This is a genomic window from Rhodococcus sp. NPDC057297, from assembly GCF_042667435.1.
Taxonomy (GTDB): domain Bacteria; phylum Actinomycetota; class Actinomycetes; order Mycobacteriales; family Mycobacteriaceae; genus Rhodococcoides.
Genome location: NZ_JBHUZE010000003.1, coordinates 183,836 through 208,225, shown reverse-complemented (window position 1 = coordinate 208,225; position 24,390 = coordinate 183,836). Strand labels below are relative to the sequence as shown.

Here is a 24,390-nt window from a genome sequence, read left to right as displayed (position 1 = left end):
GGAGAAGCATCGATTTCTCTTCGTGGAGCGAGGACACATGGCTCAACCCGCTGGCGGCGTAACGCACGGAATCCGGTACGAGTTCGTCGTCGAAGGCGACCTGTCCGACCGTGCGAAAGCTGCGTTCCCCGATCTGTCGATCACACGTGTCCCCGCTACGTTCACTCGCATGTTCGGACCGATCGACGACGACACGGCCCTGCGCGGCATGTTGGCCCGCTTCGATGCCCTGGGCCTGACCGTCGTCGAATTGCGTCGTCTACCCGACTGACCCGAGATCCGCGAACCCGGCCGTGAGAGGTGGAGGTGCAGTAGTACACTCGCATTCATGCAGCGCGCGCTTCTCCTCGATCGCCGCGACGGGGTCTGATCCAGACTGGCTTCCCGTCGCGGGGTTTCATCGCGCCGGTCGATATCCAAGTACAGCCAGTAACCTCGGAGATCACACCAATGTCACCAGCCGACGCTTTCACATCCGGATCGCGCACCATCACTCCTCCGTCGCGGCCCGCTCCCAGCGATCAGCCCGTATGGAACACCCAGAAGAACTCGTCGATGCCGACGTACCGGTACCGCCCGTTCGCCGAAGAAGTCGAGCCCATCACGCTCCCCGACCGCACGTGGCCGGACAAGATCATCGACCGAACACCGCAGTGGTGTGCCGTCGACCTGCGTGACGGCAATCAGGCTCTCATCGACCCGATGAGCCCAGCACGCAAGCGTCGTATGTTCGATCTGCTGGTTCGTATGGGTTACAAGCAGATCGAGGTCGGGTTCCCCTCCGCGAGTCAGACCGACTTCGACTTCGTTCGCGAGATCATCGAAGACGGCGCGATTCCCGACGACGTGACCATCCAGGTCCTGACCCAGTGCAGGCCGGAACTGATCGAGCGCACGTACCTCGCCTGCGAGGGCGCGAAGAACGTGATCGTCCATTTCTACAACTCGACGTCCATTCTGCAGCGGCGCGTCGTCTTCCGCGCCGACCGTGACGTGATCAAGAAGATCGCCACCGACGGTGCCCGGAAATGCCTCGAGGTCGCCGCGAACTACCCGGACACCGACTGGCGGTACGAGTACTCGCCGGAGTCCTACACCGGAACCGAGCTCGCGTACGCCAAGGAGGTGTGCGACGCCGTCGTCGACATCATCGACCCGACGCCCGAGAAGCCGATCATCCTGAACCTGCCCGCAACGGTGGAGATGGCGACGCCCAACGTCTACGCCGACTCCATCGAGTGGATGAGCCGCAATCTCGATCGGCGCGACAGCATCATCTTGTCGCTGCACCCCCACAACGACCGCGGAACCGGCGTCGCTGCAGCCGAATTGGGCTACCAAGCCGGAGCCGACCGCATCGAGGGATGCCTGTTCGGTAACGGTGAGCGCACCGGCAACGTCTGCCTGGTCACGTTGGGGCTCAACATGTTCACCCGTGGCGTCGACCCTCAGATCGACTTCTCCAACATCGACGAGGTACGCCGCACCGTCGAGTACTGCAACCAGCTGCCCGTGCACGAGCGTCACCCGTACGGCGGCGACCTGGTGTACACCGCGTTCTCCGGAAGCCATCAGGACGCCATCAACAAGGGCCTCGACGCGATGAAAGCCACTGCGGACGAGCAAGGTTCGGACATCGGCGAGATCACTTGGCAGGTTCCGTACCTGCCCGTCGACCCGAAGGACGTCGGTCGCACCTACGAGGCCGTCATCCGAGTCAACTCGCAGTCCGGCAAGGGTGGCGTCGCGTACATCATGAAGTCCGATCACGGCCTGGCGCTGCCGCGTCGACTGCAGATCGAGTTCTCTCAGGCGGTGCAGCGCATCACCGACGGTGAAGGCGGCGAAGTCTCGCCCAAGGAGATGTGGGACGTCTTCGCGCAGGAGTACCTGTCACCGATCCGCCCGCTCGAACGCATCAAGCAGCGCGTCATCGCCGCCGAGACAGACGGCGGCACCGACAACATCGTCGCGACGGTCAAGCTCGACGGTGTCGAACAGGACATCACCGGCTCCGGCAACGGGCCGCTCGCAGCCTTCGTCGACGCCCTGTCGACCGTCGGTTACGACGTCAGCGTCCTCGATTACTCCGAGCACGCCATGTCCGCGGGCGACGACGCTCAGGCCGCTGCGTACGTCGAAGCCTCCGTCACCGGACCGAACGGCACCGCCGTCACCGTCTGGGGTGCAGGCATCGCGACCTCGATCACCACAGCATCCCTGCGCGCCGTCGTCTCGGCCGTCAATCGGGCGCTGAAGTAGGACATCACCCACGAGGGCCCCTGCTCCGCCGTTCGGGCGGAGCAGGGGCTCTCGTGGTTTCCCACCGCCCCCGGCTCCGGTGAGTCCATCTGTACCTGCCGATGCAGGTGAGCTGGAGCAGAACAGGGCCAATTCACCCGCTGAGGATGATGATCTTGTTCGGTGCGACCTGAGACCATTCGGGGACCTTCTGCCGAATGGAGCACCGACTCGTGGATTCCTTCTGGGATTTTCTGTGGTTGATCGTCGTCAGCTTTGCCTTCGTCGCGTACCTGATGGTGCTGTTCTCGATCATCGGCGACCTGTTCCGCGACCACAAGAGCTCCGGATGGGCCAAGGCTGCATGGGTGCTGTTCCTGATCATCGCGCCGTTCCTGACCGCTCTCGTCTACATCATCGTCAAGGGCGGCGACATGACCAAGCGTCAGGTGCGGGCGATCCAGCACGCGAAGGACGAGCAGGAGCAGTACATCAAGCAGGTCGCGGGGCGCACCTCTGCCGAGGAAATCGCGCACGCGAAGGAGCTTCTGGATGCGGGCACCATCACCGAGGAGGAATTCGCGAAGCTCAAGAGCAAAGCCCTCACGTGAGCGTTCACCTGCTATCGGGTCGCTCCGCAGGCTCAGCTCCTGCCGCCCCTGCTATACGTTTCTACTCACCGCGGCGGCTTCCTTCTCGAATGCATCCACTGTCGCGGCGATGGCAGGCAAGGCCGTCGCGCTCGGGCGCGTGGCGAGTTCGTAGATCCGTCCCGCACGCACCCCTGCCAGCGGCCGGGTGATCGCACCCCGGTTCCCGACGGCGTAGCGCGGCATGAGCGCGACTCCGTGGCCGCGGGCGACAAGTTCTTCGATGACCCGGAAGTCGTTGATACGCTGGATCACTCGGGGTCGAACGCCCGTGGCCGCGGCAACCGACAACAACACGTCGTCCACGGGGAAACCGTCCGGCACACTGATCCACTGCTCGTCCACCAACTGGCGCACGTCGACGGACTTCTCCTCGGCCAATCTGTGCGTCGCGGGAAGGAGCAGGTCGATCGGTTCTCTCATCAGCGTTCGCACTTCCACACGCGGCGCGGCGGTCGCGGGGGCTCTGTCGTCGCGGTGAGTGAGGACGACGTCGTAATCGGCCAGCAGCGCAGGAACCGAAGACGCAGGGAGATCCTCATCGCGTGCATCGACCCGAGTTCCACTGTTGCGCAATCGGTCCAACACTCCCGGTAGAAGCAGAGCCGCGCCCGAGGGGAACAACGCCACGCGTACGCGCCCCCACGGCGACGCACTGTACGACGCCATCTCCGCGCTCGCCCGATCCAGTGCGCCCAACACCTCGTCTGCCCGTAGAACCAGTGCGGCACCCGCATCCGTGAGGCGTAGACGTCGGCCGTCCGGTTCGAGAAGAGGCACACCCGCCTCACGCGCGAGGATCTTCAGCTGCTGAGACACCGCGGACGGGGTCAACGACAATGCCGCCGCGACCGCCCCGGCCGTCCCACGATCCGCGAATTCCCGAAGAATTCTCAGCCGCTCCACATTCATGTAGAGCATCTTAACTGTTACTACGGAACAATTCGATTGTGCTGATGCATTCCCATCGACCACGATAGGTGCGTGCCCACTCGTGACCGCCTTCTCGGAACAACCGTTGCCGTGCTCTGGGGCCTGAACTTTCTCGCCATCCGGGCCGGCCTCGACCACTTCCCACCGTTCTTCTTCGCTGCATTTCGGTTCCTGATCATCGCCGTGCCGGTCGTCCTGTTCGTCCGCCGACCCGACGTGCCCGTCAAGTGGCTTCTGCTGTACGGCTTCGGGTTCGGATTCCTCCAGTTCGCATTTCTGTTCACCGCGATGAATGCAGGCATGCCGACGGGACTCGCATCCCTGGTCCTGCAGTCCTCGGCACCGTTCACGATCGTCCTCGGTGCTCTGCTGTTGCGTGAGAAGGTCAGCAGGCGTCAAATTCTGGGCATCACCGTGGCGGTCGCAGGAATGTGCCTCATCGGATACGACCGTGCCCAAGTCGCATCCGCGATACCGGTCGTCCTCACTGTTCTCGCCGGCCTCGGCTGGGCGTTCGGAAACCTGGGCAACAGACTTGCTCACGGGGCGGAACCGATGCGATTGATGCTGTGGATGTGCGTCGTACCACCGATCCCGATGCTCGCCCTGTCCGCCGTTGTCGAAGGACCGACCACGGGATGGCACGCACTCGTGGCGGCATTCAGCTGGGACGGGTGGCCTGGTCTCGCCGGACTGGCATACATCGTGCTGCTGGGGACGATCGCCGGATCCGGACTGTGGACGGTACTCATCAGCCGCCACCCGGCCGGCGTCGTCGCACCGTTCTCGCTGATGGTACCGGTCGTCGGAATCGCGGGTGCCTGGCTCTTCCTCGACGAAACCCCGAGCATCCTGTCGGTCGTGGGAGCGGCCGTCGTCATCGCCGGATGTCTCGGTGGAATGTCGACGGGACGCCAAGCCCCGACTGCAGCGGCCAGTGTGGAACCCCTGCGAGCCTGACGACGTGGTGGGTTTCACACCCGCGTCGACCGATCGCACCGCCGTCGACGCCGACAAGAATCCACCGGGGGGTTTGTGCCAGACTCGGCGCATGGTTCGAGCAGGTGAGCGCAGAGCGGCAATCGGAGCGCGTGGCCGGCTGGCACTCCGGGCGGCCGAGGCTGCAACGTGGGCGTCACGCAAGGCAGGACGCGGCAAGGGGTCGATGATCGGCGGGCTCGTCGCCCTCAAGATCGACCCGGACATCCTGACCGGTCTCGGCTCGGGTCGTCGGACCGTCGTCGTCACGGGAACGAACGGGAAGTCGACGACGACGCGGATGACCGCCGCTGCGCTCGAGACGCTCGGTGACGTCGCCACTCAGGCCGACGGCGCCAACATGGACGCCGGGATCGTCGCCGCACTGCACGCTCATTTCGACGCCCCGCTCGCGGCCCTCGAGGTCGACGAACTGCACGTCCCGCACGTCTGCGACGCCGTATCCCCCGCCGCGGTGGTACTTCTCAACCTCAGCCGCGACCAACTCGATCGCGTCGGCGAGATCAACATGATCGAACGCAAACTCCGCGCGGGCCTCGCGCGGCACCCGGAGACCGTCGTGATCGCCAACTGCGACGACGTGTTGGTCACCTCGGCCGCGTTCGACGCCCCGAACGTCGTGTGGGTCGCTGCCGGAGGCGGCTGGGCGGGCGACTCGGTGTCGTGCCCCCGCACCGGTGAACCCATCATCCGAGACGGCGAGCACTGGTACTCGACCGGAGACGACTTCGCGCGACCCACACCGGATTGGTGGCTCGACGAAAACAACCTCTACGGCCCCGACGGCCTCGTCGTACCGATGTCTCTGTCCCTTCCCGGAAAAGCCAACCGAGGCAATGCAGCTCAGGCCGTAGCTGCTGCAGTGACGCTGGGTGCGGATCCACAGGAGGCGGTGGCCGCCGCGTCGGGGGTCGACGAAGTGGCCGGTCGCTACTCCACGGTCCAGTACGGATCTCATTCCGTTCGAATGCTTCTCGCGAAGAACCCCGCGGGTTGGCAAGAGGCACTGTCGATGATCGACCCGACCGTCGACGGACTCGTCATCGCCGTCAACGGACAGGTCCCCGACGGTGAGGACCTGTCCTGGCTGTGGGACGTGCGGTTCGAACACTTCGAGAACGTCGCCGTCGTCGCATCGGGTGAACGCGCAACCGATCTCGGTGTGCGCCTGCTGTACGCGGGGTCGAAGCACACCACCGTCGCAGATCCATTGAAGGCCATCGCATCCTGCCCACCCGGGCGCGTCGAGGTGCTGGCCAACTACACCGCGTTCCGCGACCTCGGGCGCGCACTTGCACGGGAGCACGGCAATGTCTGAATCCACCGTCCGCATCGGCCTGGTGCTCCCCGACGTCATGGGCACCTACGGCGACAACGGAAACGCGCTGATCCTGCGGCAGAGGCTTCGGATGCGGAACATCGACGCCGAGATCGTCCAGGTCACCCTGGGCGACCCCGTCCCCGAGTCGCTGGACGTCTACACCTTGGGCGGAGCCGAGGATTCCGCTCAACGCCTGGCAACGCGGCACCTGACGCAGTACCCCGGCTTGCAGAACGCAGCGGCGCGCGGTGTTCCTGTCCTCGCGATCTGCGCTGCCATCCAGGTACTCGGCCACTGGTACGAAACCTCCTCCGGCGAGAAGGTCGACGGCATTTCCCTGTTCGACGTCACGACCGCACCACAGGAAACACGCTCCATCGGGGAAGTCATCACCGAACCCGTCGTCACCGGGCTGACCGAGAAGCTCTCCGGATTCGAGAACCACCGCGGTGGAACAACTCTCGGGCCCGATGCAAGTCCACTGGCGACGGTCACCCACGGCGTCGGCAACGGCGTCGGCGACGGCCGCGAAGGCGTCGTGCAGGGGTCGGTGATCGGGACTTACATGCACGGTCCGGTTCTGGCCAGGAACCCCCAACTGGCGGATTACCTGCTCGAGCGGGCGACCGGAAGCATCTTGGAGCCGCTCGATCTGGCGGAGGTCACGCAGTTGAGGCGGGAGCGGCTCCGCCGCACGTGATTGGAACGGAGCCTGCGGGGCACATTTCTACTCACACCGAGGGCAGGCCCGGTCTCGACTGCATGAAGGATCACCTGGGGTGATTTGCCTGCACGCACCAGCTGCGCGCTGGTCAGCAGGCCCAATGGGAGCGGAGCCTGCGGAGTGACGCGCAGGCTCCGCTCCACTCACGTGTCGCGCAGCGACCTCCTACCGGTCAGTGCCCTGCCCAGTGTCAGTTCGTCGGCGAATTCCAGATCCCCACCCATCGGGAGGCCCGAGGCCAGGCGACTGATGGCCAGACCGGGGAAATCGCGCATCATCCGCACCAGGTAGGTCGCCGTCGCCTCCCCTTCGGTGTTGGGATCGGTGGCGATGATCACCTCGGACACGTCCACGCCGTCATCTTGATTTCCGATGCGCACCAACAGTTCTCGGATGCGCAGCTGGTCCGGTCCGATTCCGTTGAGTGGATCGAGCGCACCACCGAGAACGTGGTATCGGCCCTTGAATTCGCGCGTACGCTCCACCGCCTGAACGTCTTTCGGCTCTTCCACGACGCAGATGAGCGACCGATCCCGACGAGGATCAGCACAGATACGGCACAGTTCCTTGTCCGAGACCGTGCCGCACACGGTGCAGAACTGGACCCCGTCACGTACACGTGCGAGCGCTTTGATCAGCCGGTCCACCTCGGGCGGTTCGACGCCGAGGAGGTGAAAAGCGATGCGCTGAGCGCTTTTCGGCCCGACACCCGGCATCTTGCCGAGCTCGTCGATCAGATCCTGTACAGGACCTTCGTACACCTCAGAATCCAGGCAGGCCGAGCGACCCACCGCCGAGCCCACCCGCCAGAGGACCGAGTTTCTCCGCCGCGACTGCGGACGCGGACTTCGACGCGTCGGCGATGGCTCCGATGACGAGGTCCTGCAGTGTTTCGACGTCCTCCGGGTCGACGATCTTGGGGTCGATCACCAGGCCGACCAATTCGCCCGTCCCCTTCACCGTTGCGGTGACGAGCCCGCCGCCCGCCTGACCGGTCACTTCCGCCTCGGCGATCTCCGCCTGGGCTGCCATCAACTGTTGCTGCATCTGCTGCGCCTGCTGCATGATCGACGCGATGTCTGGCTGCTCACCGGGTTGCACAGTGATGTCCTCTCGGTTCGGGTACGTCACCTACGAGAGTAGTAGCCGAACACTCGGACGTGATCGTCCGCCAGCCCCGCCGCCAGACACGTCGCTCGGATCTCGTCCATTCGATCGAACGCACCGGTTCCCCACACCGTCACCGAGTCGTCGAGCCGCATCCGCCTGGCTGCGGTGACGAGCGGATCGAACTCCAACTGGGTGTGGAAACTCATCACGCTGACACCATCCACATCGGGGAGCCCGGCGACGTCCGCGGGACGGGGCGTGTCCACCCACAGCGTGCCGAGCGTGCCGTCGGGCCACGCACGGAGAATGGCCCGGGCCGCTGGGATGGACGGCTCGTCGACGAACATCTGAACACGTCTGCCGCCGCCGAAGTGCGGTCCGTACCCGGTTCCAGTGGCAGCAATTCGCGTGCGAGTTCCCACCTCGACCGAGTCCAGCCACCGCGACATCATCGTGCTCTCGTGCGACGGCGTGAACTCGATGTCGACGATGCCGTGCGCCGCGTCGAACCGTCGCACACGAAAATCCCGTTCGTCGACGCCGGGGAATCGCAACTGTTCGGCTATCGCGTTCTCGTCCCAATCTCGCTGGTAGCTCCCGGCCGACAGAAGCGATGTCAACCGCAGCGTGCCCGGTCGTGGCCTTCCGATCGCCAACGTGTGCATCGTCGGCACCGCAGTCTCGACGACGCCATGCGGATACTCCACAGCCCGCTCCCTTCACCCCGACCGTGACTTGAGTAAGGCTAAACTTTGCTCGGAGTTTGCCACATGTCGGCCCCCGTTGACTCGCGAACGCGCTTTAAGCTGCATGTATGCAAGAGACGCGTCCCAGCCGTCGCCGCGTGACCCTCGAGAAGTTGATCGATACGGGCATTGCGCTGACGTTGCCGAACCTGACGGTCAAGGCATTGGCGCAAGAATTGGGCGTCAGCATCGTCGCCGTGTACAACAACATCGACAATCTGGACGCACTGCGAGTCGCGGTGGCGGAGGAAATTCTTGCTCGGTGGGAGTTCCCCATCCCCGACGCGGACGCCACGCTCGAGGAATCGCTGATGGACCTCAGCCTGCGCCTGCGTTCGCTGGTCCACCGCAACCCGGGTATTGCTCAGTATCTCGTCGACATCGGGACATCGTCGCCCGGCGCGCTGGCGAGAATCGACGAGGTGCAGCTGGCGTATTCGACGTTGTACGAGCTGACGCCCAAGCAGGCGAACTTCATCGTGACGGTGGTGGCGGAGCACGCGGTGGCGTTGTCGGAAATGGTGCACGTCGAGGGCCGCGAGCAGGAGGACGACGCCGCCGTCCTCGCAAGGTCGGACTTGAAGTTGATTCCGCGCACCGTCGACGGGAAAAAACGTTCCAACGACTCGAACTACGAGTGGTCGATGCGCGCCCTCATCATGGGCGCGTCGGTCGTCATCGACCACCCGCGGTTCTCGACCTACTAGCGGACTTCGCGTTCGAGGTTGGCCAAGGTCTGTGCCTGGATCTTCTTCAGACCGAGAGGCGCGAAGGTCTTCTCGAAGAAGCCCCCGATGCCTCCGGCGCCTTTCCACTCGGTCGTGGTGGTGACCTCGCTGCCGGCTCCCGACGGGGCCACGGTCCAGGTGGTGACCATCGAGGAGTTGGCGTCGCGTTCGACGATGGTCGAGCCGTCGACCGCGACGGTCGCCTTCACGTTGCGTGACCGCTTCGAGGTGGCTTGCAGTGTCCACTGCGCGACGGTGCCGTTGCCCTGGCCGCCTTCGACGACGGTGTAGTCGAGATACTGCTCGGGGAGGATTCGGGGGCGCACCGTCTCGTAGTCGACGAGCGCAGCCAGCACCTGCTCCGGTGTCTGAGCGATGGTGATGGAACTGCTGGCGCTTACCTGTGCCACGTGGTGTCTCCTCGGGTTGACGCGAATGTGAGTCCTCGCGTCCTATCCTGCACTCCCCGAAGACGCGGAAGGGAAGAGGATATCGGGGTGTGTGATGGGGTTCACCGATAATTCTTTAGCTGCACAAACAACATGCGTGGTGCATACATTTGTCCGTAATGCCTCGTTCGACGACAACATTTACGTGAAATTTCGCAGTCGGGGCCGCATACTCGGTGGCTCCGCGGCACGCCTGGATATAGCGTCTTCATGTGCCATCTGCGATTGCTCTTCCCCGACGTAGGCCAGCCCCGCGAGAAAGCGGATTCGCCGCACATCGTGCCGGCGTGGAACTGCTGCTCGAGAGTTACCGCGCCATCCCCGCTTCCGCCACCGTGCGCTTGGCGAAGAAGACGTCGAACCTCTTCCGCGCCCGCGCGGCATCGACGGCCCCCGGTCTCGACGTATCGGGACTGACGAGCGTCATCACCGTCAACCCGCAGGACCGGACGGCCGATGTGGCAGGAATGTGCACGTACGAGGACCTCGTCGCCGCGACACTCCCCTACGGTCTGGCACCGTTCGTCGTACCGCAGCTCAAGACCATCACCCTCGGTGGCGCGGTCACCGGCCTCGGTATCGAGAGCACGTCGTTCCGTAACGGACTGCCGCACGAATCGGTCCTGGAGATCGACATCCTCACCGGCAGTGGCACCGTCGTCACCGCCACGCCCGACGGCGAGAATTCCGACCTGTTCTGGGGTTTTCCCAACTCCTACGGAACGCTCGGGTACTCGACCCGCCTGAAGATTCAGCTCGAACCCGTACTTCCCTACGTGGAGCTGCGCCACCTGCGCTTCCACGACCTCGATGTCATGCAGGCCACGATGGACGACATCGTGCGTGACCGCTCGTACGAGGGCACCCCGGTGCACTACCTCGACGGCGTCGTGTTCACACCGGAGGAGAGTTACCTGACGCTCGGTGTCCAGAGCGCGGCGCCCGGCCCGGTCAGCGAGTACCACGCAGGTTCGGAGATCTACTACCGGTCCATTCAGCAGAAGACCACCGACCGACTGACCATCGCCGATTACCTGTGGCGCTGGGACACCGACTGGTTCTGGTGCTCCCGGGCCTTCGGCACACAGAACCCCAAGATCAGACGTTTCTGGCCCAAGAAGTACCGCCGATCCAGTTTCTACTGGAAACTCATTGCGCTCGACCGCAAGTACGACATCGCCGATCGGCTCGAAGCCCGCAAGGGCAATCCGCCGCGCGAACGGGTGGTTCAGGACATCGAGGTTCCGATCGAGAACACCGCCTCGTTCCTGAGGTGGTTCTTGACGGAGATCCCGATCGAGCCACTGTGGCTGTGCCCGTTGCGTCTTCGCGAACCCGCCCCTCCCGGCGCCGACGCCGCCCGCCCGTGGCCCCTCTACCCCCTCGAACCGAAACGCACGTACGTCAACGTCGGCTTCTGGTCCTCGGTCCCCATCACCCCAGGTGAGCCCGACGGTGCGGCCAACCGCGCCATCGAGAAGAAGGTCACCGATTTCGACGGCCACAAGTCGCTCTACTCCGATGCGTTCTACTCCGAAGCCGAGTTCTCCGAGCTCTACGGCGGCGAGAGACTCGCAGAACTGAAGAAACGATACGACCCCGATTCCCGATTGCTGGATCTGTATTCGAAGGCGGTGCAAGGAAAATGACAACGTTCAAGGAACCCACGGCGCAGGACGCGCACCGAGCGAACAAGCTCACCATCTCTCAGATCCTCGAACTTCTGTCCGACGGAAACATCCCGCTGCGCTTCACCGCGTACGACGGAAGCGCCGCAGGCCCCGAGGACGCGACTCTCGGACTCAACCTCAAGAGCCCCCGCGGAACCACCTACCTGGCAACAGCTCCCGGCGACCTCGGAATGGCACGCGCCTACGTCTCCGGTGACCTCGAAGCCGTCGGCGTCCATCCCGGAGACCCGTACGACATCCTCCGTGTCATGGGCGACGAACTACATTTCCGGCGCCCCGGCGCTCTGACACTGGCGTCGATCACTCGCTCGCTCGGCTGGGATCTGTTGCGGCCCATCGCACCTCCTCCGCAGGAAGTGGTGCCGCGGTGGCGTCGGATCGCCGAAGGCCTTCGCCACTCGAAGACACGCGACGCCGACTCGATCTCCCACCACTACGACGTGTCGAACACGTTCTACGAGTACGTACTCGGGCCGTCGATGACGTACACCTGCGCCGCGTACACCTCGGAGGACGATTCACTCGAGGCCGCGCAGGAGAACAAGTACCGACTCGTGTTCGAGAAGCTCGGCCTGAAGGAAGGCGACCGACTGCTCGACATCGGTTGCGGCTGGGGCGGAATGGTGCGATACGCCGCACGCCGTGGCGTCAAGACCATCGGCGCGACGTTGTCGAAGGAACAGGCGGCATGGGCGCAGAAGGCGATTGCCGAGGAAGGACTGTCCGACCTCGCGGAGGTTCGCTTCTCCGACTACCGCGACATTCCGGAATCGAACTTCGACGCGGTGTCCTCGATCGGCCTGACCGAACACATCGGCGTGCAGAACTACCCGGCGTACTTCGAAGCGATCAAGTCGAAACTGCGCGTCGGCGGCCGCGTGTTGAACCACTGCATCACCCGCCCGGACAACCGGAGTCACGCCCGCGCCGGATCCTTCATCGACCGATACGTCTTCCCCGACGGTGAACTGACCGGCTCCGGCCGCATCATCACCGAAATGCAGGACGTGGGCCTCGAGGTCCGGCACGAGGAGAACCTACGTGAGCACTACGCGCTGACCCTGAAGGCGTGGTGCAAGAACCTGGTGGACAACTGGGATGCCTGCGTCGCCGAAGCCGGCGAGGGAACCGCACGCGTATGGGGCCTGTACATGGCCGGCTCACGCCTGGGCTTCGAGCGCAATGTCGTTCAGCTGCATCAGGTCCTGGGCGTGAAGCTCGGACCGAAGGGCGCTGCGGACGTACCCCTGCGCCCCTGGTGGGAGGGCTGACCCTGTGATGCTCCTATGAGTGTCACAGTGGGTTATCCGTGGTAATGCCGGGGATCGCCTGCGGCGCCGGCCGGCGGTAGGTTGCGCGCCGGAGTCTGTACCAACGGACTGCCCGGCGCGACCCGCCCGGTCGCCCGGTCCCATCCCGCTCTGGCCCGCGGATGCATGCGTCGCCTGCGGGGAAGCAGCGAGAACGCCGCATTCACTCCCCGCCCCACGAACCGAAACAACGTCTCGTCACGGTCGTTCCACGTATAGCCCAAGAGCTGACGCACCGGCTCGTCGTACATTCCCACCGTCATCCACACGACACCGCGTGCGATCGGCACCCGCATGACCGCCCACACGGCGTCGGGGATCCAGGTCGCAAGGGGCGGCTGCTCGATCTGCGACAGATCGAGTACTCCGCGAGTTGCCCTGTTGTCCTCGAGAACCTCGGTGCACATGCGCTTCCAGTAGAGCTGAAAGTCCTCCCAGGTCTCCGGCACAGGTTTCATGCTCATGCCGTACAGCCGGTACCACTGAACGTGCTCGGTGAAAAGTTGCCGCTTCTGGTCCTCGCTGACCCCGCCCATGAAGTGCTGGGCAGTCAGGACAGTGCCCATGAAGAACGTCGCATGCGCCCAGTAGAACGTCTCCGGGTCGAGTGCGTGGTACCGCCTGCCCTGTGAGTCGATGCCCTTGATGTCGGTGTGGTAGCCGCGCACCTGCAGCGCGGTCCGTTCCGCCCGGTCGCCGTCGAACACCACGCCGCCGATGGGGTAGAGCGATCGGTAGAGCCGCTCCCACCGTTCGTCGAAGAACTTGGAGTGTTGCTCGACGCCAGCCCCGAGACCCGGGTGCATGTTCTGCATCGACCCCGCCCAGACGCCTTGTAGCAGGCCCCGCCAGTCCCCGAAGTACTTCCAGGTGAGTGAGTCAGGTCCGAGCGGCTCATTCTGACTACGCATGTTGTCAGCTTATGATTGACAACATGCGTAGTCAATCCCTCGCGGACAGGCAGTACCAGCGCTATCACGCCCTGCTCGACGCAGGGATCGAGATGCTGGGAGACCCGAAGGCTCCGTCGGTCACCGTCCGGGCGGTCTGCCGCACGGCGGGACTCACCGAGCGGTACTTCTACGAGAGCTTCACCGACCGCGACACGTTCATCCGCGCGGTGTACGGCCACGTCGGCGAGCTCGCGCGCGCCGCCATCGCCGGCGCGGTACCCGCCACCAGTCCGGAGGCCCCGGTGCGCGCGTTCGTCGAACTGGTCCTCGACCAGCCCAGCGTCGGTCGCGTCCTGCTGCTGGCACCGATGTCGGAGTCCGCTATCAGTGGGAGCGGCCTCGCGCTCGCACCCACGTTCGTCTCCCTGGTCGAGGCACAGCTGACGGAACTCTCCGAGGACGACCGGCATCTGGTTGCCGTGGGTGTCGTCGGTGCGCTCACCGCATTGTTCGTCGGATACCTGGACGGGACCGTCCGCACACCGCGAGAGAAGTTCGTAGCCCATTGCGTCCGACTGGTTTCCAGCGCTTCCGCCCTCGTGCCATGATCGACGCGACCGCACCACCGACGCACATGCCCCAGGAGTGAAGATGTCCGATCTCGATCAGTCCTTCCAGCAAGCTCAAGTCGACGTCAAGACCCTCACCTCCAAGCCGAGCAACGACGACCTGCTGAGCCTCTACTCGTTGTACAAGCAAGGTTCGAACGGCGACGTCACGGGTAAGCGTCCAGGACGACTGGACATGGTGAACCGCGCCAAGTACGACGCCTGGGCGAAGCTCGAGGGCACCAGCCAGGATTCGGCGAAGCAGTCCTACGTCGACCTGGTCGGAAAGCTTCTCGGCTGACCCGGCGGGCGCCGCGGTCACCGGCGAGGAAAGGGACCGCGTGCGCGACTACGACGAAGCCGACCTGAAGATAGACAAGCCCAAGACACATGCGGCCGGACCCGTCGCCGTTGCGGTGTCGATGAAGCGCGCACTCGGACACATGGGGCCGGTGCGCACCGCCAAGACTCTCCTCGACCTCAATCAGGCCGAGGGCTTCGACTGCATGAGTTGCGCGTGGCCGGACCCGGATCCCGGCCACCGTCACGCGGCAGAGTTCTGCGAGAACGGCGCGAAAGCAGTTGCCGAGGAGGCGACGACGACCCGCGCGACGCCGGAGTTCTTCGCGGCCCACAGCATCGCCGAGCTCGACTCCATGAGTGAGCACTGGCTCGGTCAGCAAGGTCGCATCACCCACCCGATGGTCAAACTCCCCGGCGGACGGTTCTACGAGCCGATCGAGTGGGACGACGCGTTCCGACTCATCGGCGACCATCTGAAGTCTCTGAACACTCCGGACGAGGCGATCTTCTACACCTCGGGCCGCGCGTCGAACGAATCCGCCTTCGTCTACCAGCTTTTCGCCCGTGCGTTCGGCACCAACAACCTGCCCGACTGTTCCAACATGTGCCACGAGTCGACGTCGATCGCTCTGCAGGAGACCATCGGCATCGGCAAGGCCAGCGTCACCCTCCAGGACGTGTACGACGCCGAGCTGATCGTCCTCGCAGGCCAGAACCCCGGCACCAACCATCCACGCATGCTGTCCGCGCTGGAGAAGGCCAAGCAGAACGGCGCCAAGATTCTGTCGATCAACCCGTTGCGCGAAGCCGGTCTGGTCAACTTCAAGAATCCGCAGACGCCGCGCGGGATGGTCGGGCCGGGAACGGACCTGTCCGACTTCCACCTGCCGATTCGCGTGAACGGCGACCTCGCACTGTTCCAGGCCATCGGGTCGCTGCTCGTCGAATGGGACGCGATCGACCACGCCTTCGTCGAGCAGTACACCACCGGCTTCGAGTCCTGGCGCGCCAACGTCACCGCCGTCGATTGGGACGTCGTGACCGCGTCGACGGGTCTGTCCCGCCACCAGATCACCGAGGCCGCGCAGATGCTGCGCGATTCGAAGGCCACCGTCTTCTGCTGGGCGATGGGTCTGACGCAGCACCGCAACGCCGTCGCCACCATCAAGGAAGTCACCAATCTCGCGTTCGCGCAGGGCAACATCGGAAAGCCAGGCGCCGGCCTCCTTCCGGTACGTGGCCACTCGAACGTCCAGGGCGACCGGACGATGGGCATCTGGGAACGGGTGCCCGATCATTTCCTCGATTCCATCCAGGCCGAGTTCGGCTTCGACCCGCCGCGCGAGCACGGCCTGGACACCGTCGATTCCATTCGAGCCATGCGCGACGGCAAGGCCAGTTTCTTCCTCGGGCTCGGCGGCAATTTCGTTCAGGCGACGCCGGACTCGACAGTCACGTTCGACGCAATGCGGCGCATGGCGATGACGGTGCACATCTCCACGAAGATCAACCGCTCACACCTTGTCACGGGCGACACCGCCCTCATCCTGCCTACTCTCGGTAGGACCGAGAAGGACATTCAGGCGACCGGAGAGCAGTGGATTTCCGTCGAGGACTCGACGTGCTCGGTGCACTCGTCGCGCGGACCGCTGAAGCCGGCGAGCGATCTGCTCAAATCCGAGGTCGCCATCCTGACCGGTATCGCCGAGGCGGCCGTCGGGGACCGCCACGGTATCAACTGGAAGGGTATGCGCGAGAACTACAGCACCATCCGCTCGCACATCTCACGCGTCGTCAACGGGTGCGAGGGCTACGAGGTCAATGTCCGACGGCCCGGCGGTTTCGTGCTTCCGCATCCACCTCGCGACTCACGAACGTTCGAGACCACCTCGGGTAGAGGTGAATTCACGACGTCGCCGATCGACGTGCTGCATGTGCCCGACGGCCACCTGCTGTTGCAGACGCTGCGCAGCCACGATCAGTTCAACACCACGATCTACGGCCTGAGCGATCGGTACCGCGGAATCGAAGGTGGACGGCGCGTGGTGTTCGTGCATCGCGAGGACATCGCGGCGCTCGGCTTCCAGGACGGCGACATCGTGGACTTGCTGACGCGGTGGGAGGACGACGACGTCGACCGCTGCGCCGATGGCTTCCGCATAGTCGAGTACGACACTCCGCGCGGGTGCGCGGCTGCGTACTACCCGGAGACGAATCCCCTGGTTCCGCTCGACTCGACGGCCACCGACAGCAATTGCCCGACCTCGAAGTCCGTGGTGATCCAGCTCGTTCGCACGGGGACCCCGCACGCGCGCTCGGGTGAGGGGGCGCAGGACCGCGTCGGCTCCGACGAGGCGCACAAGGACCACCCGCAGCCGCGGCATCTCAGCTGACCCCTATGTGAGTGGAAATGTAGGCCATGGGGCAGGAGCGGAGCCTGCGGAGCGACCAGAAGGCACTACATTTCCACTCACATCAGACCAGGGCCCGCCCCGCGCGGATTCTGGAACGCACGTCCCACAGCAGCACATTGAACGGCATTTCGCGCACCACCTGAGGCGTCACGCGGTTGATCACGGCGAGGGTGCCCATGAGCCGATCGAACCGCTTCTGCTTGATCGGGTCCCAGGGCAGTTCCATCTCGTCCCTGAATCGTTCGGGAAGAAATCCGGTTGTCACGAAACGCATGAACGGGCCGATGAGCGGGTGCAGCACTCGGGGTTTGACGAACGTCGCGGACGCTATTCCGTAGAGATATCCACGGATGGTCGGATCGATGTGCACATCGGCCAGAGCTGCGTCCCAGTACTTCTCGAACGTGATGCGGTCCGCGGGCCACATGTCGGGCGGCATCTGCAACGTGGACCCGAGAACATGACACCGCTGGTACATCTCGTCGAGAAACTCCGAGTCCGGTTCGTCGTAGAGCGCGTAATAGACGTCCTCGAAACCGCGGTACAGGCACGCAGCCACCCACAGCTGCAGGTTCGGGTCGAAAGCGTTGTACTTCACGGGACTGTCCGCAGTGGACTTGACAGCCGCGTGAGATCTGTTGGTCGCCTTACGATATGCGGCCTTCACGTCGTCATCCCCCATGCCTGCGACGGCCAGGTAGGACAGGGTGGTGCGGGTCCGCTTGACCGGATGTCGGTTGATCTGGCCGCTTTCGACGCGACTCTCGAACACTCCGTACCCGACGGCCGGATGTCCCAATTGCATGATGACGTTGGCGCCACCGGCGAGCAAGCCGACCCCGGTCATCGATTTGCGGAGCAGTTCGTTGTCGACTGTCATGGCGAATCCTTCTGATCGGATATCTGCATACGTGCGTGTTCAGATGACGCTAGGCCCGCTGGACGATCGATGTCAAGATGTGTCCATGGCCGAATCACCGCGCACCTACGGCGGAGTCGACGGCTCGGCCAGGGTCGCCGAACGTCGCCGAGCCCTCGTCGAAGCGGGCCTCGACCTGCTCGGAACGACCGAACCGGAACTGACCGTGCGCGGCGTCTGCCGCCGAGCAGGCGTCGCCTCCCGCTACTTCTACGAGAGCTTCAGCGACAAGAACGACCTGATGCAAGCGGTGTACGACCACGTGATCGGTGAGATCACCACGACGACCCTGGCAGCCGTCGGCACCGCACCCGACACCGAACACGACCGCGTCCACGCCGCAGTACACACGATCGTGCGTCTGGTCGCCGAGGACCCACGCCGAGGCCGACTGCTCTTCTCTGCGACCCTGAGCAACGACGTTCTCGCCGCCAAACGATCCGAGTCGACACAGATGTTCGCCGGACTGCTTGCCTCGCAGGCCAGCGAGTTCTACGCCACCGACACCACCGACACCATCGAGCGCCTCGACCTCACGACCCACTTCGTCGTCGGCGGCTTCGCCCAGGTGTTGACCGCATGGCTGGGCGGCGAGCTTGTTCTCGACGAAGATGCCGTGGTGAACTGGTGTACGGACCTACTCCTCGCCGCCGCCCCTTCCCAGACCCGTCATTCCGCAGGCTCCACTCCTGCCCGGTCTGGTCATTCCGCAGGCTCCACTCCTGCTCCTCCTGGTCATTCCGCAGGCTCCACTCCTGCTCCTCCTGGTCATTCCGCAGGCTCCACTCCTGCCCGGTCTGGTCATTCCGCAGGCTCCACTCCTGCGCCCCATGGTCATTCCGCAGGCTCCACTCCTGCCTGACCCGGTGTCACGGAAGACCGAGGTGCGCAACCAGGCGCTCCGCGCCATCGGCGAACTGCCTGCGCATCAGCTCTCCGACGGTGTCGAAGTCGCATCGCGAGAAGGCCGCGATCAGAGCGTCGTGACTGCGAACCGACTGCTCGCCCCACGACGGATCCGAGGCGTAGAGCCTGGCCGGGGTGTAGCGGATGGCTCCGAAGAGGAACCACGCCAACTTCTTTCCGCCCGCCACCCGGTTGATGAAGCGGTGGAACTCGAACTCGCAGGTTTCGACGGCCTGCGCGTCGGCGCGCGCCACTGCGTCCCGCAGCCGGGCGTTGAGGCCGACGAGCCCTTCGATCTGCACGTCGGTGATGACGCGTGCTGCTCGTCTGGCGAGTTTGCTGGCGATGGTGCCTTGCAGCCAGAAGATGTCGTCGATGTCCTCGCGGCTGAGTTCGCCGACGCGGTAGCCGCGATTGGGCACTTGCTCGACGAGACCCTCACCGCGCAGCGTCACGAGTGCTTCACGGACGGGAGTAGCACTGACGCCGAGATCTGCTGCGGTGTCGTCGATGCGCACGAACGTGCCCGGCCCGAGCACTCCCGACATGATCTGCGCTCGCAGGCGCGCCGCAACCTCTTCCGACAGTTGCGGCCGCCGTCGCAGTACCGAGGCGGTCACAGCCCGTATGTCTTGCCGATGATGTCACGCTGGATTTCGTTGGTACCGCCGTAGATCGACGAGACGAGCGTGGTGCGGACGTGCTTCTCCATGTCGAATTCGGTGGCGTATCCGTAACCGCCCATCATCTGCATGCCTTCGAGTGCGACCTTCTTGGCGGTTTCGGTCAGCTTCAGTTTCGCCATCGATGCTTCCCGCGGGAACAGCTTCGTCGGGTTCTCGTCGACGAGCCGGGCGACGTGGTACACCAGCAGTCGGCCGCATTCGATCTCCGTCGCAAGGTCTGCCACGCGGTGACGCAGCGCTTGGAAGGTGCCGACGGGACGACCGAATTGCTTACGCTGCGTGATGAATTCGAGGGTGTCGTCGAATGCGCGTTGAGCTGTTCCGAGCATCATCGCCGCCAGAATCAGGCGCTCGATGTTCAGGCCTGTCATCAACTGCGCCCATCCTTGCCCTTCGACTCCGACCACCGAATCCTCGGGGAGCAGGCAATCGGAGAAGTAGAGGTCGTTGACCTCCTTGCCGCCCATCGTGCCGATTCCCACGATGTTGAGTCCGTCGATGTCGGCGGGCACATCGAACATCGTCAGTCCCTCGTGCTTCCCTTCCCCGCGCTCCTGTCGGGTCACTCCGCCGGCTACGCTCCTGCCTGTTCGCGCAACCAACAGAATGCGATCCGCGAAGTGCGCGTTGGAGCACCAGGTCTTCTGGCCGTTGATGAGCCAGCCACCCTCGGTCTTCTCGGCCTTGCAACTGAGGTTCCCGACGTCGGAGCCTGCTTCCGGCTCGGACATCGAGATCGAGTAACTCTTGCCCGCGACGATGCCGCCGAGCACTGCTCCCTTCTGCGAGGCGGTGCCGAACTTCTCGTAAGCGGCGCCGGTGATGAGAGTGGGGCCGATGCCGCCGATAGGGGCCATGCCCTTGGCAGCCTGTTCGAGGAGAATGCACATGTCGACGACGCTGCCGTCGGCTCCGCCGTATTCCTCGGGAATCGTGGCACCGAGCCACCCGAGTTCGGCCATTTTGTCGTACAGGCCTTGGTTGTGCGTGTGCTGCCCGTGCTCGGCCAACGCGTCGCGCTGCTCCCGAGTACCTGCTTCGCGGGCGCAGAACGCGGCGACCGCCGTGGCGAAGGATTCTTGTTCCTGGGTGAAGTCCGTACTCATGAAGTGCTCCAGACGGTAGAGCGCCGGGATGCGGAGGGTTGTCATCGACCGGACGCGGCGCATAGTGTGAGCTCCACAACAGTAAATCACATCAAATATATGTGATGCGATTTCGACAACGCGGAGGACAACCATGACGGACCAGGTCGTAGAGACGAAAGCCCGTACGTTCGACAGCCTCGACCCACGCACCGGTGACGTACTCGCTACCTATCCGATTGCCGGGGACGCCGAGGTGTCGGCCGCCGTCGACCGCGCACGATCCGCCGCCAGGTGGTGGGACGTCCAGGGGTTCACCGGCCGCAAGCGCTGGCTGCTCGAGTTCAAGAGCGCCATCGCGCGCGACGCGAAATCTCTCGCCGACGTCATCGCCTCCGAGAGCGGCAAGCCCGACGAGGACGCCCTGCTCGAGGTCATGCTGGGCGTCGAACACATCGACTGGGCCGCCCGCAACGCCGAGAAGATCCTGAAACAACGCAAGGTGTCCTCCGGCTTGATCAGCCCCAACCAACAGGCCTACGTCGGGTACCGGCCGTTCGGCGTCGTCGGCGTCATCGGGCCGTGGAACTACCCGCTCTACACCCCGATGGGATCCATCGCGTACTCGCTCGCTGCCGGCAACACCGTGGTGTTCAAGCCCAGCGAACTGACACCAGGCGTCGGGGTCTGGCTGGCACAGAAGTGGGAGTCCATCGCTGCTGCGCATCCGGTGTTCCAGACGATCACCGGAGACGGCTCGACCGGAACCGCGCTGTGCACCGCGGGTGTGGACAAGATCGCATTCACCGGGTCCACCGCGACCGCCAAGAAGGTCATGGCGACGTGCGCTCAGTCCCTCACCCCCCTGGTCGCCGAGTGCGGAGGAAAGGACGCCATGCTCGTCGACGCCGACGCGAATCTCGATGCGGCAGTGGAGTTCGCGACCTTCGGGGCCATGGGCAACGCCGGCCAGACGTGCGCGGGCGTCGAGCGCATCTATGTCGCCGCACCAGTCTACGACGAGTTCTTGCGGAAGTTCGCCGCGTCGGCGAAAGCCCTGAAACCCGGAGGCGCGGGCACGTCCTCGTACGGCCCGATGACACTGGGCAAGCAGAGCGGCATCGTCCGATCCCAGATCGAGGACGCACTCGCCAAGGGCGGCAGAGCCGTTCTGGGAGGGCTGGATTCACTGCACGGCCCGTACATCGACCCGGTGATTCTCACCGACGTACCCGAGAACTCCACAGCGATCACCGAGGAGACGTTCGGTCCCACCGTCGTCGTGAACAAGGTTCGCGATCTCGACGAGGGCATCGAACGTGCCAACGCATCGTCCTACGGCCTCGGTGCATCGGTGTTCACCAAGGACAACGCAGCCGGACGACGCGCGGCGGAGAAGCTCGACTGCGGCGTCGTGACCGTCAACTCCGTCCTGGGCTTCGCCGGCATTCCAGCGCTGCCGTTCGGCGGGACCGGGGACTCCGGCTTCGGCCGCATCCACGGCGCCGACGGTCTCCGCGAGTTCAGTACCGTCAAATCCCTTGCCGTGCAGAAGTTCGCCGCGCCGCTCAATCTGCTGACGATGCGAAGAAAAGCGCGCGATCTCAAGATCTCCGCACTGGTACTCAAGCTTCGCCACGGCAGAGGCTGACGCCATGACGACGACGCAGGACCTCACTCCGAAACGCGGCCGCTACGGCTGGCTGAAGCGGATCGAGGAACTGGACCCGGTTGCGGACTGCCACACCATTCACCGCATCACTGCCGGATACGAGTTCCCGTGGGACTACCAACGCGCCCTCGAATTCGCTCTGTTCCGAACCTATTGCGTTCCCACCATCTCCGAACTGCTGGAGAAGACCGGTGAGTTCCGTGACCGGCCGCAACGGCGTTACGACGACACCGCGCTGCTGATGGGCGAGATGGTCGAGCACGGTTACGATTCCGAGCGCGGCCGCGAAGCGCTACGCATGGTCAACCGGATGCACTCGCAGTACGCCATCTCGAACGACGACATGCTCTACGTGCTGACGACCTTCATCTACGAACCGATCGAGTGGATCGACACCTTCGGGTGGCGCAGACTGCATCCCTCGGAGCGCCTGGCGACGTTCCACTTCTACCGCCAGGTCGGAATTCGCATGGGCATCAAGGACATTCCAGAGTCCTACACCGAGCTCGCCCGGTTCAAACTGGACTACGAGGACCGCACGTTCCGGTACACCGAGGACAACCACAAAGTCGGCACGTACACGCTCGACCTGTTCTGCTCCTGGTTCCCGACGCCTCTGCGCCCCGCCGTCGCGCAGGGCGTGTTCGCTCTTCTCGACGAGAAGATGGCCCACGCGTTCGGCTTCCCCGCAGGCTCCCCCACTGTTCGACGCCTTGCTGTGGCGGGCCTACGAACGAAGGCGCGGGCCGAGAGATTCCTCCCGACCCGCAAGTCCTCGCGCAGCACCACCGACCCCCACAACAAGACCTACCCGGGTTACCCGAACAACTATCGGCCGAGCGATCTCGGTGCGATCACGTGTCCGTACCCTGGTGCGTCAGGACAGAGCGCTGTCCGCCCAGGCGTCGAGAGCACCGCGAAACTCTGACGACTGGGGCAGCGGGGCGTAGATGTCCAGGCCGGTTGCCGGGAGCGGGCCGAGTTCGCTCAGCATGTGCGACGAGTTGACGAAGCGCGAGTACTGCAGGTCGCGTCCGGCGAGTGCGTCGGCGACGCGGTCGGTCTGTCCGCAGGAGACGTTGAGGTCTTTCTCCGAGCAGGTCAGCAGTACGTCGGTGTCGGCGGGAAGTGCGGCTGCGAGAACGGCGGGGTCCAGCGCGTCGGCCTCGGAGAAGAACTTCGCGCCCGAGTCGCTGAGTCCTACGGACGCCAGGATTTCGTCGTCGGGGTACGGAACCGGGCGTCCGTTGCGGATGGCGTCGATGGTCTCGTCGACTCGGACTCGCTCGGCGTCGGCTTCGTCCGGTGTCATTTCACCCGAGGCGACGACGTTGTCCAGGACGCGGTCGAGCTGAGCGTGGAGCAGGTCGAGGTAGCGGATGGCCAACGGGGCCAGCAGGCCGAGGTTTCCGATCTCGACGCCGCGGTCCGCGAGGGCCAGTGCAGTCAGCCCGCCTTCACTGTGTCCGAGCACGGAGAACTTCTCGCCGCTGATGCCGGTGGCGTCGGAGAGCGCTGCGGCCGCGGCTTCGGCGGTGTCGATCTGCTGGGTGAATCCGAGCGGTACCGAAGTGTCGATTCCCTCGGTACCGGTGCGGCCCGTTCCGATCTTGTCGAAGCGCAGAGTCGTGATGCCCTTGGCTGCGAGTGCGTCGGCGAGATAGGCGATGGTGTTCGGCGTGATGTTTCCTTCGGGCGAATTGCCGTTGCGATCGATCGGTCCGCTGCCCGGCAGGAGCAGAGCAGCACCGCGAACCTCACCGATCGCGGGCCGCAGACTGCCGTAGTAGGTGACGCCGTCGGACACGAACTCGAGGTCGCTGTCGACGGACGTGTCAGGAGACCACGGAACGTTGACGGGTGCCGCGTGAGCGGTGGCCGCCCCCGCCAGCATCAACACGGAGGCGGACAAACCGGCAACGAGCTTTCGAGTCGACGACATGTGACGCATGCTAACAACTCGACTTGACCAAAGCATTACCTGTGCAGGCGGTATCGTTCT

The 24,390-nt window shown here is 64.5% G+C and carries 25 protein-coding genes; 15 read left to right on the top strand and 10 right to left on the bottom strand.

From position 1 onward, the window contains the following. The first annotated feature begins 37 nt into the window (after nucleotides 1-37). The 3 genes from ACFULT_RS10940 (at nucleotide 38) to ACFULT_RS10930 (ending at nucleotide 2,852) form a co-directional block, all read left to right on the top strand. Nucleotides 38-271 (top strand): hypothetical protein, encoded by a 234-nt coding sequence (locus tag ACFULT_RS10940; RefSeq protein ID WP_037108810.1) that lies wholly within the window; start codon nucleotides 38-40, stop codon nucleotides 269-271. Nucleotides 272-450: 179 nt separating this feature from the next. Then, nucleotides 451-2,262: a 2-isopropylmalate synthase gene (gene leuA / locus ACFULT_RS10935; protein WP_378481455.1), complete on the top strand. Its 1,812-nt coding sequence runs from the start codon at nucleotides 451-453 to the stop codon at nucleotides 2,260-2,262. Nucleotides 2,263-2,459: 197 nt separating this feature from the next. Beyond that, nucleotides 2,460-2,852 (top strand): SHOCT domain-containing protein, encoded by a 393-nt coding sequence (locus ACFULT_RS10930; RefSeq protein ID WP_037108417.1) that lies wholly within the window; start codon nucleotides 2,460-2,462, stop codon nucleotides 2,850-2,852. Between the two features lie 51 nt (nucleotides 2,853-2,903). Here ACFULT_RS10930 and ACFULT_RS10925 read toward each other — a convergent pair whose 3' ends face one another. Further along, entirely contained in the window at nucleotides 2,904-3,803 is a 900-nt protein-coding gene (locus tag ACFULT_RS10925; RefSeq protein WP_378481454.1) for a LysR family transcriptional regulator, read from the bottom strand. A 72-nt stretch (nucleotides 3,804-3,875) separates the two neighbouring features. Here ACFULT_RS10925 and ACFULT_RS10920 point away from each other — a divergent pair, with 72 nt between their 5' ends. From ACFULT_RS10920 to ACFULT_RS10910, 3 genes are all read left to right on the top strand, one after another. Beyond that, nucleotides 3,876-4,784, top strand: coding sequence for an EamA family transporter (locus ACFULT_RS10920; RefSeq protein WP_037143209.1), 909 nt, complete (start codon nucleotides 3,876-3,878; stop codon nucleotides 4,782-4,784). 91 nt (nucleotides 4,785-4,875) lie between these two features. Beyond that, nucleotides 4,876-6,141: a Mur ligase family protein gene (locus tag ACFULT_RS10915; protein ID WP_037108806.1), complete on the top strand. Its 1,266-nt coding sequence runs from the start codon at nucleotides 4,876-4,878 to the stop codon at nucleotides 6,139-6,141. Continuing rightward, a complete protein-coding gene (locus ACFULT_RS10910; RefSeq protein ID WP_037108413.1) occupies nucleotides 6,134-6,844 on the top strand; it encodes a type 1 glutamine amidotransferase in 711 nt (236 codons plus the stop codon). Before ACFULT_RS10915 ends, ACFULT_RS10910 begins: the two co-directional genes overlap by 8 nt. A 167-nt stretch (nucleotides 6,845-7,011) precedes the next feature. On the opposite strand, the gene recR is transcribed toward ACFULT_RS10910, so the two are convergent. The 3 genes from recR to ACFULT_RS10895 are packed head-to-tail and all read right to left on the bottom strand — an operon-like array spanning nucleotide 7,012 to nucleotide 8,685. Beyond that, the gene (gene recR, locus ACFULT_RS10905) at nucleotides 7,012-7,629 is read right to left on the bottom strand and encodes a recombination mediator RecR (protein ID WP_037108410.1); all 618 of its coding nucleotides are present in this window, start codon (nucleotides 7,627-7,629) and stop codon (nucleotides 7,012-7,014) included. Between the two features lies 1 nt (nucleotide 7,630). Continuing rightward, complete coding sequence (locus ACFULT_RS10900; RefSeq protein WP_037108804.1) at nucleotides 7,631-7,969, bottom strand: YbaB/EbfC family nucleoid-associated protein; 339 nt, start codon at nucleotides 7,967-7,969, stop codon at nucleotides 7,631-7,633. Between the two features lie 26 nt (nucleotides 7,970-7,995). After that, nucleotides 7,996-8,685 carry an SIP domain-containing protein gene (locus ACFULT_RS10895; protein WP_037108408.1) on the bottom strand — a complete coding sequence of 230 codons (690 nt, stop codon included), beginning with the start codon at nucleotides 8,683-8,685 and terminating at the stop codon, nucleotides 7,996-7,998. A gap of 107 nt (nucleotides 8,686-8,792) precedes the next feature. Between ACFULT_RS10895 and ACFULT_RS10890 the strand changes: the two genes are divergently transcribed. Continuing rightward, complete coding sequence (locus tag ACFULT_RS10890; protein ID WP_230595754.1) at nucleotides 8,793-9,431, top strand: TetR/AcrR family transcriptional regulator; 639 nt, start codon at nucleotides 8,793-8,795, stop codon at nucleotides 9,429-9,431. Here the strand turns inward: ACFULT_RS10890 and ACFULT_RS10885 are convergent. Continuing rightward, nucleotides 9,428-9,862 (bottom strand): SRPBCC family protein, encoded by a 435-nt coding sequence (locus ACFULT_RS10885; RefSeq protein ID WP_037108402.1) that lies wholly within the window; start codon nucleotides 9,860-9,862, stop codon nucleotides 9,428-9,430. The genes ACFULT_RS10890 and ACFULT_RS10885 overlap by 4 nt on opposite strands. Before the next feature lie 263 nt (nucleotides 9,863-10,125). On the opposite strand from ACFULT_RS10885, the gene ACFULT_RS10880 reads away from it, so the two are divergent. Together ACFULT_RS10880 and ACFULT_RS10875 are read left to right on the top strand one after the other, a co-directional pair. Continuing rightward, entirely contained in the window at nucleotides 10,126-11,550 is a 1,425-nt protein-coding gene (locus ACFULT_RS10880) for an FAD-binding oxidoreductase (RefSeq protein ID WP_230595867.1), read from the top strand. Next, nucleotides 11,547-12,863, top strand: a complete 1,317-nt coding sequence (locus ACFULT_RS10875) for a class I SAM-dependent methyltransferase (RefSeq protein ID WP_037108397.1) — start codon at nucleotides 11,547-11,549, stop codon at nucleotides 12,861-12,863. Before ACFULT_RS10880 ends, ACFULT_RS10875 begins: the two co-directional genes overlap by 4 nt. A gap of 32 nt (nucleotides 12,864-12,895) precedes the next feature. On the opposite strand, the gene ACFULT_RS10870 is transcribed toward ACFULT_RS10875, so the two are convergent. After that, nucleotides 12,896-13,813: an oxygenase MpaB family protein gene (locus ACFULT_RS10870; protein ID WP_378481453.1), complete on the bottom strand. Its 918-nt coding sequence runs from the start codon at nucleotides 13,811-13,813 to the stop codon at nucleotides 12,896-12,898. Nucleotides 13,814-13,824: 11 nt separating this feature from the next. Here ACFULT_RS10870 and ACFULT_RS10865 point away from each other — a divergent pair, with 11 nt between their 5' ends. The 3 genes from ACFULT_RS10865 to ACFULT_RS10855 are packed head-to-tail and all read left to right on the top strand — an operon-like array spanning nucleotide 13,825 to nucleotide 17,099. Beyond that, complete coding sequence (locus tag ACFULT_RS10865) at nucleotides 13,825-14,403, top strand: TetR/AcrR family transcriptional regulator (protein WP_037108394.1); 579 nt, start codon at nucleotides 13,825-13,827, stop codon at nucleotides 14,401-14,403. Nucleotides 14,404-14,446: 43 nt separating this feature from the next. Next, nucleotides 14,447-14,704: an acyl-CoA-binding protein gene (locus ACFULT_RS10860; RefSeq protein WP_026347392.1), complete on the top strand. Its 258-nt coding sequence runs from the start codon at nucleotides 14,447-14,449 to the stop codon at nucleotides 14,702-14,704. Nucleotides 14,705-14,744: 40 nt separating this feature from the next. Further along, the gene (locus tag ACFULT_RS10855) at nucleotides 14,745-17,099 is read left to right on the top strand and encodes an FdhF/YdeP family oxidoreductase (protein WP_378481452.1); all 2,355 of its coding nucleotides are present in this window, start codon (nucleotides 14,745-14,747) and stop codon (nucleotides 17,097-17,099) included. A gap of 82 nt (nucleotides 17,100-17,181) precedes the next feature. On the opposite strand, the gene ACFULT_RS10850 is transcribed toward ACFULT_RS10855, so the two are convergent. After that, on the bottom strand, nucleotides 17,182-18,000 hold the full coding sequence (locus tag ACFULT_RS10850) for an oxygenase MpaB family protein (protein WP_037108391.1): 819 nt from the start codon (nucleotides 17,998-18,000) through the stop codon (nucleotides 17,182-17,184). A gap of 85 nt (nucleotides 18,001-18,085) precedes the next feature. Here ACFULT_RS10850 and ACFULT_RS10845 point away from each other — a divergent pair, with 85 nt between their 5' ends. Beyond that, on the top strand, nucleotides 18,086-18,901 hold the full coding sequence (locus ACFULT_RS10845) for a TetR/AcrR family transcriptional regulator (RefSeq protein WP_378481451.1): 816 nt from the start codon (nucleotides 18,086-18,088) through the stop codon (nucleotides 18,899-18,901). A gap of 7 nt (nucleotides 18,902-18,908) precedes the next feature. Here the strand turns inward: ACFULT_RS10845 and ACFULT_RS10840 are convergent, their stop codons facing one another. Next, nucleotides 18,909-19,565 (bottom strand): GntR family transcriptional regulator, encoded by a 657-nt coding sequence (locus tag ACFULT_RS10840; protein ID WP_019662901.1) that lies wholly within the window; start codon nucleotides 19,563-19,565, stop codon nucleotides 18,909-18,911. Next, entirely contained in the window at nucleotides 19,562-20,737 is a 1,176-nt protein-coding gene (locus ACFULT_RS10835) for an acyl-CoA dehydrogenase family protein (RefSeq protein ID WP_378481450.1), read from the bottom strand. The genes ACFULT_RS10840 and ACFULT_RS10835 overlap by 4 nt, the downstream gene beginning before the upstream one ends. Before the next feature lie 133 nt (nucleotides 20,738-20,870). Between ACFULT_RS10835 and ACFULT_RS10830 the strand changes: the two genes are divergently transcribed. Both ACFULT_RS10830 and ACFULT_RS10825 read left to right on the top strand, forming a co-directional pair. Further along, a complete protein-coding gene (locus tag ACFULT_RS10830) occupies nucleotides 20,871-22,367 on the top strand; it encodes an aldehyde dehydrogenase family protein (protein ID WP_019662899.1) in 1,497 nt (498 codons plus the stop codon). Nucleotides 22,368-22,371: 4 nt separating this feature from the next. Further along, nucleotides 22,372-23,316 carry an oxygenase MpaB family protein gene (locus ACFULT_RS10825; protein ID WP_378481449.1) on the top strand — a complete coding sequence of 315 codons (945 nt, stop codon included), beginning with the start codon at nucleotides 22,372-22,374 and terminating at the stop codon, nucleotides 23,314-23,316. On the opposite strand, the gene ACFULT_RS10820 is transcribed toward ACFULT_RS10825, so the two are convergent. Continuing rightward, nucleotides 23,266-24,330 carry an alpha/beta fold hydrolase gene (locus tag ACFULT_RS10820; protein WP_052068025.1) on the bottom strand — a complete coding sequence of 355 codons (1,065 nt, stop codon included), beginning with the start codon at nucleotides 24,328-24,330 and terminating at the stop codon, nucleotides 23,266-23,268. The two genes, ACFULT_RS10825 and ACFULT_RS10820, sit on opposite strands and share 51 nt — an antisense overlap. Nucleotides 24,331-24,390: the final 60 nt, after the last annotated feature.